The sequence below is a fragment of the Corynebacterium sp. HMSC075D04 genome (assembly GCF_001815635.1).
Lineage (GTDB): Bacteria > Actinomycetota > Actinomycetes > Mycobacteriales > Mycobacteriaceae > Corynebacterium > Corynebacterium coyleae.
Map to the genome: position 1 here is coordinate 1 of NZ_KV821342.1, position 12710 is coordinate 12710.

General features: G+C 63.7%; 11 protein-coding genes and 1 pseudogene. 1 reads left to right on the top strand and 11 read right to left on the bottom strand.

Annotation, left to right across the window (positions count from 1 at the left end; all coding sequences use genetic code 11):
* The 9 genes and pseudogenes from HMPREF3048_RS06590 to HMPREF3048_RS06630 form a co-directional block, all read right to left on the bottom strand.
* Window positions 1-239, bottom strand: a pseudogene (locus HMPREF3048_RS06590) (hypothetical protein); the annotation flags it as partial.
* 78 nt (window positions 240-317) lie between these two features.
* Window positions 318-1100, bottom strand: a complete 783-nt coding sequence (locus HMPREF3048_RS06595) for a putative hydro-lyase (RefSeq protein ID WP_070771630.1) — start codon at window positions 1098-1100, stop codon at window positions 318-320.
* Window positions 1101-1110: 10 nt separating this feature from the next.
* Window positions 1111-2280, bottom strand: coding sequence for an NRAMP family divalent metal transporter (locus tag HMPREF3048_RS06600; protein WP_083279318.1), 1170 nt, complete (start codon window positions 2278-2280; stop codon window positions 1111-1113).
* 189 nt (window positions 2281-2469) lie between these two features.
* Window positions 2470-2793 carry a putative quinol monooxygenase gene (locus tag HMPREF3048_RS06605; RefSeq protein ID WP_070614884.1) on the bottom strand — a complete coding sequence of 108 codons (324 nt, stop codon included), beginning with the start codon at window positions 2791-2793 and terminating at the stop codon, window positions 2470-2472.
* A gap of 20 nt (window positions 2794-2813) precedes the next feature.
* Complete coding sequence (locus HMPREF3048_RS06610; RefSeq protein WP_070771633.1) at window positions 2814-4610, bottom strand: ABC-F family ATP-binding cassette domain-containing protein; 1797 nt, start codon at window positions 4608-4610, stop codon at window positions 2814-2816.
* Between the two features lie 27 nt (window positions 4611-4637).
* Entirely contained in the window at window positions 4638-5582 is a 945-nt protein-coding gene (locus HMPREF3048_RS06615; protein WP_070771636.1) for a 4-(cytidine 5'-diphospho)-2-C-methyl-D-erythritol kinase, read from the bottom strand.
* The gene (rsmA, locus tag HMPREF3048_RS06620) at window positions 5575-6417 is read right to left on the bottom strand and encodes a 16S rRNA (adenine(1518)-N(6)/adenine(1519)-N(6))-dimethyltransferase RsmA (protein ID WP_070771637.1); all 843 of its coding nucleotides are present in this window, start codon (window positions 6415-6417) and stop codon (window positions 5575-5577) included. Before rsmA ends, HMPREF3048_RS06615 begins: the two co-directional genes overlap by 8 nt.
* The gene (locus tag HMPREF3048_RS06625) at window positions 6418-7557 is read right to left on the bottom strand and encodes a resuscitation-promoting factor (protein ID WP_070771639.1); all 1140 of its coding nucleotides are present in this window, start codon (window positions 7555-7557) and stop codon (window positions 6418-6420) included.
* A gap of 96 nt (window positions 7558-7653) precedes the next feature.
* Window positions 7654-8490, bottom strand: coding sequence for a TatD family hydrolase (locus HMPREF3048_RS06630; protein ID WP_070771641.1), 837 nt, complete (start codon window positions 8488-8490; stop codon window positions 7654-7656).
* 12 nt (window positions 8491-8502) lie between these two features.
* On the opposite strand from HMPREF3048_RS06630, the gene HMPREF3048_RS06635 reads away from it, so the two are divergent.
* Window positions 8503-8895, top strand: coding sequence for a DUF3806 domain-containing protein (locus tag HMPREF3048_RS06635; RefSeq protein WP_070771642.1), 393 nt, complete (start codon window positions 8503-8505; stop codon window positions 8893-8895).
* A gap of 2 nt (window positions 8896-8897) precedes the next feature.
* Here the strand turns inward: HMPREF3048_RS06635 and metG are convergent, their stop codons facing one another.
* Window positions 8898-10745, bottom strand: a complete 1848-nt coding sequence (gene metG / locus HMPREF3048_RS06640) for a methionine--tRNA ligase (RefSeq protein WP_246818868.1) — start codon at window positions 10743-10745, stop codon at window positions 8898-8900.
* A gap of 81 nt (window positions 10746-10826) precedes the next feature.
* Window positions 10827-12635 carry a BCCT family transporter gene (locus HMPREF3048_RS06645; RefSeq protein WP_083279308.1) on the bottom strand — a complete coding sequence of 603 codons (1809 nt, stop codon included), beginning with the start codon at window positions 12633-12635 and terminating at the stop codon, window positions 10827-10829.
* Window positions 12636-12710: the final 75 nt, after the last annotated feature.

Consider the following 12710-nt stretch of genomic DNA (forward strand, 5'->3'; position numbering starts at 1 on the left):
GCGATACGCCGCTCGATCAGTGCGAGCTCGTCCAACGAGAACGCCCGAGCACGCGTAGCGGCCACCGCCTGTTTGCGCGTGAATTTGGTGCGCCCGAAGTACACATCGCGCAGCCGTGCCCAGGCTCGCGCACGATCCGGCGCGAAGCCCGAGGCGAGTGCAACCTCAAGGTCGAAGTCAGCCAGCGTCTCTAACGCTGCGGCCGACATCGCCTGCACTAACACCTCGAACGAATTCATGCCCAAGACGCTAGACCAAACCCGCAACCCACCTCTGCGAGCCTGTGAGATTCACAAAAACGCCCCTGTGGATAACCCCTAAGGCACCTGGTAGGCGAGGTCGCGGGCGTCGGTGACGAGCATTTTGCCCGGCGCGTGACAGATTGCCAGATCGGGCTTCGACGACATCACAATCGACTGCGGCGTGACCCCACACGCCCAGAACACCGGCACGGTCCCGGCCGGAATGTCCACGGCGGAGCCGAAGTCGGGCGAACCGAGATCAGCGATACCAATTGCGGCCGGATCCCCCACGTGCACGGGCGCACCATGCACGGCTGGGTAGCGCGACGTGATCCGCACGGCATCGGACACCTGCGACGCGGGAATCGGTCGCATGGAGACGACCATCTTGCCGGAGAACACCCCGGCGGGTTCGCAGTCGATGTTGGTCATATACATCGGCACGTTGCGCCCCTGCTCGATGTGCGCCACGGGCACCCCGTTGTCCAGCAGCGCTGCCTCGAAGGTGAATGAGCAGCCGATGAGAAACGCGACGGTGTTGTCGGTCCAGTATTCGGTGGCGTTGAGGGGTTCGTCGATAAGCGAGCCGTCCTTGAACACGCGGTAGGCGGGAATGTCGGTGCGAATATCGCCACCCGCGAGTAGCGACGACGCCACCTGCCCCGGCTCCAACACCCCCAGGATCGGGCACGGCTTCGGGTTGCGCTGCGCGAACAGCAGGAAATCGAACGCGTACTTCTTATCCAGCGCGATCAGGTTGGCTTGGGCGTAACCAGCGGAAAAGCCCGCCGTCGTCGGCACATCGGTGGTGCGGAACAACGCGCGGGCTTGCGCTGGGGTCATAGAGGCAGGCTGCATGCCCTTCAGACTACGCCCACAGTGTGGGCAAGGTGCTGATGGAGCTCCAACCCATCCAAGCGCAACCGACAAGCGTGATGGCGCCAAGGACCAGCATCCACATCGGCGGCTTGTAGCCACGCAGCAGGTCCTTGCGGAAGAAACCGACGTAGAGGACGACGGCGAAACCGATCGGCAGGATCAGACCGTTGAAGGCGCCTGCGAAGATGAGGAGCTTCTGCGGTGCAGAGCCAACGAACAGGTAGATAACGGTGGAGATGACGATGAAGCCGACGGTGAGCCAGCCGCGCTTCTTCGGGTCGAAGCCCTGCTTGGTCAAAAACGAGATCGAGGTAAACGATGCGCCGATGACCGAGGACAGGCCCGCGGCCCACAGGACGAGGCCGAACATGCGGCGTCCCATGTCGCCTGCGGCTTGGTAGAAGACGTCTGCCGCGGTGTTGTCTTTGGACAGAGCAACGCCCGTAGCGACGACACCCAGCACCGCGAGGAACAACAGCACGCGCATGATGCCGGTGACGATGATGCCGGTGACCGAGGAGCGGGAGATGTAGTCGAGGTTTTCGGGGCCGGTGTGGCCGGCGTCGATAATCCTGTGCACGCCGGCGAACACGATGTAGCCGCCGACGGAACCGCCGATGAGTGTGGTGATGACCTTGAAGTCCACGGCGTCCGGGGCGACGGATTGGCGCATCGCCTCCGCTACTGGCGGGTTTGAGGAGATGGCGACGTAGAGCATGAGCAGGATCATCAGTGCGCCGAGGATGCCGACGAGGACGTCGAGGGCGGCACCCGCGCGCTTCCAGAGGAACACGCAGATGGCGATGATGGCGGAGATGGCGCCACCGATCTTCGGGTCGACGGTGTCGCCGGTAAGCGCTTGGACGCCGAGGCCGGTGCCGGCAATGTTGCCGATGTTAAAGACGAGTCCGCCGATGCCGACGAGGATGGCCAAAAACCAGCCGAGGCCCGGCAGCACCGCGTTGGCAAGTTCGCTGGCGCGCAGGCCGGAAACGCCGAGGATGCGCCAGACGTTCAATTGGATGACGATGTCCACGATGATGGACAGCAGGATGGCGAACGCGAACGCCGCGCCCATCTGGACCGTGAAGACGGAGGTTTGGGTGAGGAAGCCCGGCCCGATGGCAGAGGTGGCCATCAGGAAGATGGCGCCGACCATGGGGCCGATGCCTCGTGCCGCTGCTGGCGGCTTGGTGGGTACGTCGGCTGCGGTTGAGCCGCCGGTGTTGGGGTTTGGAGCGGTCACGGGGGCACTCCTTTCAATGACGGGAATGTGACGTGGGTGATATTAGGGCATAAAAGCGCCCTGGGTGACACCTCGTCACACATCGTCACACCCGGGTTACCCCTAGTCGACTTTGAATTCCGCCATCTTGTCCCATTCGGTTTTGCCTTCGATGAGAGTGTTAATGATGGTCGGGGTTTCCGCCAAGATGGTCGGGAAGAATTCCTGTGCTGCCTTGAAGTGGTCGGAGTTGACGTGGGCTTCGGCGGCGTCGTCGTGGAATGCTTCGATGAGCAGGTATTCGTCGGGGTTGTCTTCGTTGCGGTACCAGTCGAAGAAGATGTTGCCTTCTTCGGCGCGGGAGGCGTCGGTGAAGTCTTTGACCAGTTCGCGGAAGTTCTCGACGTGTTCGGGCAGGGGCTTGAATCGTACGTTGATCAGAATCATGCGCCCCACCCTACGCGGAGTTAGCTTTCAAGCTGCTCGCCGAGTTCGAGCCATTCCATTTCGAGTTCCTCGCGGGTGTCTTTGGCGGCGTTGAGTTCTTTGGTTTTGGCGCCGATGGCGTCGAAGTCGCCGGCTTGCGACAGGGCGGTGATCTCGGCTTCGAGTGCTTCTGCCCGCTCGCTTTCCTTCGCGATCTTGCGCTCCAGAGACTTCATCTGCTTTTGGATCTCGCGCTCTTCCTGCGAACTGAGACCCTTTTGCTTGTCGACGACCTCCTGCCCCCGCTCCCCCAAATCCAACGGTCCGGTCGCGGTGTCCTCGGCTGCCCTGCGGTCCAGGTACTGCTGGATGCCGCCGGGCAGATTGGTTAAGGTGCCGTCGCCGAACAGGGCGTAGGTGGTGTCCGCGATGCGTTCGATGAGGTAGCGGTCGTGGGAGATAACCACGAGCGTGCCTGGCCAGGAGTCGAGGAGGTTTTCTAACTCTTGGAGGGTGTCGATGTCGAGGTCGTTGGTGGGCTCGTCGAGAAGCAAGATGTTCGGCTCGGCCATGAGCACGCGCGTGAGTTGGAGGCGACGGCGTTCGCCGCCGGAGAGGTCGCGCACGGGGGTGCGTTGGCGTTTCGGGGAGAAGCCGAGACGTTCGGCGAGTTGGGAGGCGGACATTTCGCCTTTGCCGAAGGAGATGTAGGTGGCGACATCCTCGACGGCGTCGATGACGCGGCGCTCAGGGTCGAGGTCGTCGAGTTCCTGGCGCAGCCAGCCGATGCGTGCGGTTTGGCCTTCGATGCGTTTACCCGCGGCGAGTGGGTATTCGCCGGCAAGCGTGCGCAGCAAGGTGGTTTTGCCGGAGCCGTTGACGCCGACAAGTCCGATGCGCTCGCCTGGGGCGAGGCGCCACGTGAGGTGGTCGACGAGCGTGCGGCCGTCGGGGGCGTCGATGCGTGCGTCTTCGAGTTCGATGACGACGCGGCCCTGGCGTTGCTTAGAAAACGCCATGAGTTCGACGGTGTCGCGCGGCGGCGGGACGTCTTTGATCAGGGCTTCTGCGGCTTCGATGCGGTAGCGCGGCTTCGAGGTACGGGCAGGTGCGCCGCGGCGCAGCCACGCGAGTTCCTTCCGCGCGAGGTTTTGGCGGCGCTGTTCGATGGCGTCGGCCTGGCGTGCGCGTTCGGCGCGCGCGAAGGTCCAGTCGTTGTAGCCACCTTCGTAGACGTCGACGGTGCCATCATGCACCTCCCAGGTCAGGGTGGCCACGGTGTCGAGGAACCAGCGATCGTGCGTGACGACGACCACCGCCACCTTGCGCGACAACAAATGGTCAGCGAGCCACTGCACGCCTTCGACGTCGAGGTGGTTGGTCGGCTCGTCGAGCACCACCAGGTCCAAGTCTTGGACGAGTGCTGCGGCGAGGTTGACGCGGCGACGCTCGCCGCCGGAGAGGTTGCCTACCGGGGTGTCCAGGCCGAGTTCGGCAACGCCTGTGCCTTGAAGAACTTCGCGCACCTTGGCGTTGGAGGCCCACTCGTAGGTCTGCAGCCCGAGTGGTTCGACGACAGCTTGGCCGACGGTGAGGGTTTCGTCGAGGTCGAAACGCTGGGTGACCACCGCCATACGCAGGTCTGAGTTGTGGGAGACACGGCCCGCGTCTGGCTTCTCGATGCCGGTGAGCACTTCAAGCAGGGTGGTTTTGCCGCCGCCGTTGACGCCGACGATGCCGATGCGGTCGTTGGTTTGCACGCCGAGGGAGACACCGTCGAGCAGGGTTTTCAGCCCCCACGTTTTGGAGACGTTTTCAAGGTTGATCAGGTTAGCCATATCGGGTGCATAGTCTACGCACCCTGCCTAATCGGCGGTCTCGAGCACCGCGCCGCGGTCGGGTCCTTCGGCGACGAAGATTTCGTAGCCCTCGAATCGCTCCGCCAAGTGTTCGGCGACCCATTGGGCGTGCTCGAGGCTTTCGCACAGCACCGCGACCGTGGGCCCGGAGCCGGACACCATTGCACGCAGGCCTGCTTCGCTTGCGACGTCGATAAGCCGCTTGAGTTGCGGGCGCATCGACAGCGCTGCCGCGTCGAGGTCGTTGTGCAGCGCCTCTGCCATCCGCGCCGCGTCGCCCGAGGTCAACGCCTGGGACAGGTCTGCGGTGTTGAGGTGTGGGACGAGGGCTGGGTTGCCGTGACGCAGGTCGTCGAGAAGCGAAAATGCTCCGCCGGTGGAAATGCCCACCTTGGGGTTGACGAACACCCAGTTCAAGCGCCCGCGCGACAGCATTTCGACGAGTTCATCTCCCCGGCCGGTACCGAGTGCTGTGCCACCCATGAGCGAAAATGGCACGTCAGCGCCGAGCGACGCTGCCAACTCGTGCAACGTCTCAGCCGTAAGCGGCTCGCCGTGATCAGCCACGAGCGCGTTCGCGGCGACCAGTGCAGCGGCAGCGTCGGCGGAACCGCCCGCCATCCCGCCAGCGACGAAGACGTGCTTGGCCACCTCGATGTGAACCTCCGGAAGGGCGATCCCGGCACGCTCAGCAACTGCGTTGACCGCGCGCCACGCCAGGTTGGTTGGCCCGTCGATGCTCTCTTCCGGCTCGTCGACGTAAAACGTGGTCTGCATGGAGCGCACGATGGGGCCCTCCGTGAGCGTGTCGGAGGCGACGAGTGTGACCACTTCGCGACGGTCCACGGCGTGGAAGACGGTGACTAGGTCGTGGTAGCCGTCGGCGCGGGCCTCCCCTACTCCGAGGTGGAGGTTGACCTTGCCTGGTGCGGAGGCGACGTACTTACGCATGGCCTAACTGTACAAAGTCGGCCACGGTAAGTTTTTCACCACGCAGGCCTGGGTCGATTCCCGCTGCGCGAAGGGCCGCTTCGGCGTTTGCGGGCGAGCCGTAGATGCCCGCAAGTGTGGAGCGAAGCGTCTTGCGACGTTGCGCGAAGGCGGCGTCCACGATCGGGAAGACGCGCTCGCGAAGTTCGCGCGGGTTGTCGTCGTTGACGTCAATGCGCACAAGCCCCGATTCGATGTTCGGCGCGGGCCAGAAGACGTGCTTGCCAATCGTGCCGGCGCGCGAGACGTCCCCGTAGAACGCGGCCTTCACACTCGGCACGCCGTAGATCTTGGAGCCGGGCACCGCGGCGAGGCGGTCGGCGACTTCCTTTTGCACCATGACCAGCACGCGCCTGATCGTGGGGAACTCCTCCAGCAGGTGCAACAGCACTGGCACGGAGACGTTGTACGGCAGGTTGGCTACCAGCGCTGTTGGCTCGACGTCGAGGTCGTCGCGGCGCACCTTCAGCGCGTCGGTGGTGATCACGGTGAGGCGTTCGGCGTACTCGGGCGCACGCGCCTGAACGGTTGCAGGCAGACGCCCGGCGAGACGTGGGTCGATCTCAAGCGCGACGACCCGCGAAACCGTATCGACGAGCCCAAGCGTCAGCGACCCCAACCCCGGGCCAACCTCCACAACGACGTCGTCAGGCGAAAGCTCTGCGGCACCGACGATCATGCGCACGGTGTTCGGGTCGTGCAGAAAGTTCTGCCCCAGTTTCTTGGTAGGCGTGACGTCGAGTTCTGCCGCGAGTTCGCGGATCTCGGCCGGGCCGAGCAGCTGCGAGCCCGCCATTTAGCGCAGGCCCAGACGGGCGGTGCAGGCAGGCCACGCGCCCCAGCCCTGGGCGGCCTGGGTGCGCTCGGCGATGGCGATCTGCTGTTCGCGGGTGGCCAGGTCGGCGGTCGGCGCGAAGGCGGTGCCGCCGTAGGCGGCCCAGGTGCCTGGGTTGAACTGCAGGCCGCCGTGGTAGCCGTTGCCGGTGTTGATGGACCAGTTGCCGCCGGACTCGCAGGCTGCGATGGCGTCCCAGACGGAGCCGTTCGCCACGGCAGGTGCCGCTGCGCCGGTGTTGCCGGCCGGCTTGGTGCCGCGTGCGATGACGGCAGGCTTGCCCTTCTTGGTTTCCTTCTCCTCGGCAACGCCTTCGGATTCGACAACACCGTTGACGGTCACGGTGCGGTGGATGATCTGCTTTTCGCCCTGCACGCCTTCTTCGCGGACTTCTTCGGTGCCTTCGTCGAGGGTGTCGTCGTCAATGTATTCGGCGGGTTCTTCCACCGCGACGGTCTCTGGGCGGTCGATGGTGTTGACGCGGTCGAGGACGATTTCCATGCCCGGCACGATCGCGTCGGCGAGCGCATGGTTCAAACGGTCGTCGCTATCGAAGGTGACGCCACGCGCCGACAGCAGGTCGCCGACGGTTTTGGCGGCGGCGGAGACGTAGGTGAGGTTGCCGCCGTCGCGAAGTGCCACGATCTTCGGGGTGGTCACGTCCACGTTGAGGCCTTCGGTGACCGTCTCGTCGCGGTCGATGTCCACGCCCGCGGCGGAGGTAACGCCGGCTTCCTCGAGCAGTTCGCCGACGGTACTGGCGGTCGAGGTGATCTGCTGGGCAACACCGTCGACGACAACGGCGACCGGCTTGGCGGTGCGCACGGTGACGGTATCGCCACGCGAGATCTTCTCCCCCGGCGCTGGGTAGACAAGGTCCTGCGGGTCAACGTCAACGCCCGCGGACTGCAGTACGCCTGCGACGTCGGCGGCGTAGGTGCGGACGTTGGTTTCCTCACCGTTGACATCCACGGTGATTTGCTTCTGGGAGGCCAGCGCGGTGCCCGCGCCACCGACGAGCACGGCGCCGGCGACAGTGCCAACCGCGACGCGTTTTGCGGCGGAGTTCTTCGGGTTGATCCGCTTGATCTGACGAGACATGCGCGCTTCCTCCGAGGGGTTAACGTAAAGCAACTTCGGTAACAATACGGTAACGCCCGCCGGGACACAAGGACCGACGCGCACTAATGTTCCAGGTCACACCCCGTAGACGCGTGAAAACGTCTCACTGATATCACGTGCCACATCGGCCACATCCATGTTGCGGACTTCGGCCAATACCTTCGCGGTGTGGCCGATAAGCGATGGCTCGTTGCGCGCGCCGCGCAACGGCTCCGGCGTCATATACGGCGCGTCCGTCTCCACCAACAACTGGCCGGCAGGCGCCAGTCGGGCAGCCTCGCGCAGTTCCTCGTTGCGTTTGAACGTGACGTTTCCGGCGAAGCTCAGCACGTAGCCACGCTCGATCGCTTCGCGCGCCACGTCCAGTGGCGAGGAGAAGCAGTGCAAGATGACGTGTTCGGGGCGCGGGGCGTCGTCGAGAATCCGCATGATCTCCGCATCACCCTCGCGGTTGTGGATCATCAGCGCCTTGCAGGTCTTCACCGCCAGGTCGATGTGGAAGCGAAACGCCTCCTCCTGTACGTCCAGCGGTGCGGTGCGCTCCGCGTCGTGTTTGAGCCAGTACGTATCGATGCCGGTCTCCCCCACCGCGACGCAACGCGCGTCGGCGGCCATGGTCTGTAGGCGGGCACGCGCGTCGTCGTCAAGTTCATGCGCCCTGGTCGGATGGATCGCGCACGCGGCAAACACGCGCTCGTTGAGATGTGCGGCCTGAAGCGCAAGCTCCGCTTCGTCGAGGCCATCGCCGACAGTGCAGATGCGCTCGACCCCGGCGGCTACGGCACGCTGGACAAACGCGTCGATCTCTTCCGCGGTACGTGCGCCGCAGGACGCGAGGTGCGTGTGTGCATCGACGAGCCCGGCAATCGGCTCGGCGGGCACGGGAGTGGGACGTGGCTTCTTTTTGCTCATACGATGCACCCTATGGCATTTGAAGACATTGACTCAGCCACCCGCACCCAAATTGAGGCCGACCTGGCCGAAGCCGCCGGGCGTGGCATCAACGGTTCCCCGGCGGATATCGTCGCCTCTTTCGAGGAGGAACTTGCCGATTACCTGGCGCTTCCTCGCGATGTGCAGCGTGCGTTTCCTCGCGGCGAAACCGCCCGCATCTACGGCACCGCACTCGGCGAGGCGCTCGTGCGGGAGGGCTTTTCGTGGCAATTGCTTATCGACGACTACGGCACCGATCTTGTCGTCGTCAAAAATCCCGGCGGCGCGGACGAGAAGTACACCGCCCCGCTCGTCGTCGTGGACCAGCGCTTTGAAGACGAAGAACCCGGCAAACTCACCGGGTTCCTCAACCAGTTTCTCTAGGCCTACTTCTGCACCGGCGCCCACTCCGGGCCGGTCTCGCCAAGTTCAGCATCGAGCTTGGCAATCAGCGGCTGCGGCTTAGCCAACTCGGTGCCCGGGGTGACCTCCACGCGCTGCCACACGGCCTGCTGCTGGGTGTAGTCACCGGTGATGGTCAGGTACTTCTGCCCCTTCTCCGGAAGGCCGACGCCGACGAGGTCGAAGTCGGCGTCGTCGACAATCTCCTCGATGCGCGGCTCAGCAGCCCACACGCCGGTGCGGCCCAAGGTCTCGTGGACCTTCTGGGCGGTGTGCGGCAGGAACGGGGTGAGCATGGCGTTGCAATCGGACACCACCTGCAGCGCGGTCCACAGCACGGTGGCCAGACGCTCACGCTGGGACTCGTCCTTAGCCAGCTTCCACGGCTCCTGCTCGGCGATGTAGGCGTTCGCTTCACCAACGACGTGCATGATCTTGGTGATCGCGTTCTTGAACCGAGCCTCGCTCAGGTCCGCACCGGCGGTAGCAAAGGTTTCTTCCGCAAGGTTCAGAATGCGCTCGTCGGACGCCTCCAGCGGGCCCGGCGCGGGCACCTGGCCGAAGTTCTTGTGCGCCATGGACACGGTGCGGTTGACCAGGTTGCCCCAGCCGTTGGCCAGCTCGTTGTTCACGCGACGGACGAACTCGTCCCAGGTGAAGTCGGTGTCATTGTTCTCCGGGCCTGCGACTGCGATGAAGTAGCGCAGCGGATCCGGGCCGAACTCCTTGAGGAAGTCCTTAACGTAAATGACCACGCCCTTCGACGAGGAGAACTTCGAGCCCGACATGGTGAGGAACTCAGAAGAGACAACCTCGGTGGGCAGGTTGAGCTCGCCAAGACTGTGTACCTCGCCGCCCTTGGAGCCCTTGCCCGCGTAGCCAAGCAGCTCCGCCGGCCAGATCTGGGAGTGGAAGGTGATGTTGTCCTTGCCCATGAAGTAGTAGCCCTCGGTGGCTGGGTCCTGCCAGAAGTCCTTCCAAGCTTCCGGCTTGCCAATGTTGTGGGCCCACTCGATGGAGGCAGACAAGTAACCGACGACGGCGTCGAACCAGACGTAGAGCTTCTTCGACGGGTTGTCCTGCCAGCCCTCTACTGGGATCGGGATGCCCCAGTCGATGTCGCGGGTCATGGCGCGCGGACGCATGTCCTCGAGCAGGTTCAGGGAGAACTTCAACACATTCGGGCGCCAGTCCTCGCGGGTGGACAGCCACGCCTCGAGTGCGTCGTGGAGCGCCGGCAGGTCGAGCATGTAGTGCTCAGTCTCGACGAACTCCGGGGTCTCGCCGTTAATCTTGGATACCGGGTTGATCAGGTCTGCCGGGTCCAGCTGGTTGCCGCAGGTGTCGCACTGGTCACCGCGGGCATCGGTTGCGCCACAGATTGGGCAGGTGCCCTCGATGTAGCGGTCCGGCAGTGTGCGGCCCGTCGACGGGGAGATCGCCCCCTTGGTGGTTTCCTTCACCATGTAGCCGTTAGCGTCCAACCCGCGGAACAGTTCTTGGACCACCGCGTAGTGGTTGCGGGTGGTGGTGCGGGTAAACAGGTCGTAGGATAGGCCAAGGCCTGCGAGGTCTTCGACGATCTGCTTGTTGTAGCGGTCCGCTAATTCCTTGACGCTGACGCCTTCCTTATCCGCCTGGACCAACAGCGGGGTGCCGTGTTCGTCGGTGCCGGAGACCATAAGCACGTTCTTGCCGGACATTCGCTGGTAGCGGGCGAAGACATCGGAGGGGACGCCGAAGCCGGCGACGTGTCCGATGTGGCGCGGGCCGTTTGCGTACGGCCAGGCCACACACACAAGAACGTTCTGGGTGGAATCAGCAGCAGTCATGGCTCCCAGCATAAGTTATGGCCCCGCTAAGCAATGAAACTGCTCCGCGGGGCCAGCAACGAAGGTGCGAAACGCTACGCGTTAGTTCTTCGCGCGCGGCTTCAGCATCTTCTTCATTTGCTCGCGACGTGCGTCGAGTTGCGCTTGGTCGCGGTGCATGCGGCGCTCGATAGCCAGCTGGCGGGCGAAGCGCTCGTGTTCCTTCTTATCCAGGTAAATGGTGTCGTTGGACATGTCCTTCACAATCGCGAACATGAGCGCGATAAGGATGAACAGGAACGGTGTTGCGGCCACGATGGTGACGGACTGCAGAGAGTTCAGCGCGTCAGCACCACCGGAGATCAGCAGGGTCAGACCGACGAATGCGGTAGCCACGCCCCACATAGCGGCCAGCCACGGCTTGGCTTCGGTCTTGCCGGACTGGGTCATGGACGCCATCACGGTCGAGGCCGAGTCTGCGGAGGTAATAAAGAAGGTACCCAGCAGCAACAGGGCGAACACGCCGACAACGTAGCCGCCCGGCAGGGCGTGCAGCAGGTTGAACAGCTGTTCCTCGTTGGAGCCGCCGCCGACGATGGACTGGCCATCCTGCTCCATCTTGATGGCGGTGCCGCCGAAGATGGCGAACCATACGGTGGACAGGCCAGCCGGGACGAGCAGGACGCCGAGGCAGAACTCGCGCACGGTGCGGCCGCGGGAGATGCGAGCCAGGAACGTACCGACGAACGGCGACCAGGAGATCCACCACGCCCAGTAGAAGATGGTCCAGCCGGAGAGGAAGTCACCAGCCTGGCCGTCGGAGCTCTCTGCGGTGCGGGCTGCCATTTCGAAGAAGTTCTGCAGGTAGTTACCAAATGCGGTCGGCAGCATGTTCAGCTGCGCAACGGTCGGGCCGAAGACAAAGACGAAGATCGCCAGGATCGCGGCGATGACCATGTTGGCGTTAGACAGCCACTGGATGCCCTTGGACACGCCCGACATTGCGGACAGCAGGAACGCCAGGGTCAACACGGAGACAATACCGATAGTCAGCTTGGTGGATGGGTTGTCCACGAAGCCGGACGCCTCCAGGCCGGAGCTGATCTGCAGCGCGCCAAGGCCCAGGGAGCAGGCGGTGCCGAAGATGGTGGCGAACACAGCGAACGCATCAATGAGACGACCGAGCCAGCCGTCAGCACCCTTCTGTCCGATCAGCGGGATGAAAGCGCTCGACAGCAGCTGCTTGCGGCCAAGGCGGAACGTCGAATACGCAATGGCCAGGCCGAGAATGGCGTACACAGCCCACGGGTGCAGCGTCCAGTGGAACATGGTCTGTGCCATGGCAGCGCCTACTTCACGTTCGTTGTGGCCGGGTACGCCGTCGAGGTACATCGCCAGTGGTTCTGCGGCGCCGTAGAACATCAGGCCGATGCCCATGCCGGCGGCGAACATCATGGCGATCCATGACGTGGTCTTAAATTCTGGTCGCTCGTCTGCGGTGCCGAGGCGAATGGTGCCGAAGTTCGACGCCGCAATCACGATGACAAAAATGACAAAAATGGTGCCGCCGAGGACGAATGCCCAGCCCAGGTTGTCAATCACCCAGGTGAAGGCGGCATCGGCGAAGTTGGAAAAGCTGTCGGGGGCAGCCAGGCCCCAGCCGACAATTGCCGCGACAATAATGGCCAACGGAATGACAATGCCCCAGTTCACTGGGGCATCTTCTGCATCCGCGGCACGCTCCATGCGCTCTTCCGGGTCGACGTAGTCCGTCGCAACGCCGTCGCGGTCGGCGTCGAGCAGCGCAGCAAGTTCGCTGGCTGCAGAAGTTTCTTGGGGTGCGTATTGATCAGTGCTCTGCGTCTCCGCATCGGGATCGTGTGGATCCCTTTGTGAGTCTCGCTGAGACATACGGTTACTCCTTTGAAGTTTTCAGGTGTTTAAAAGTGCCCAAGCAGGCTAACGTAAATAACACCTTTGTGCTAA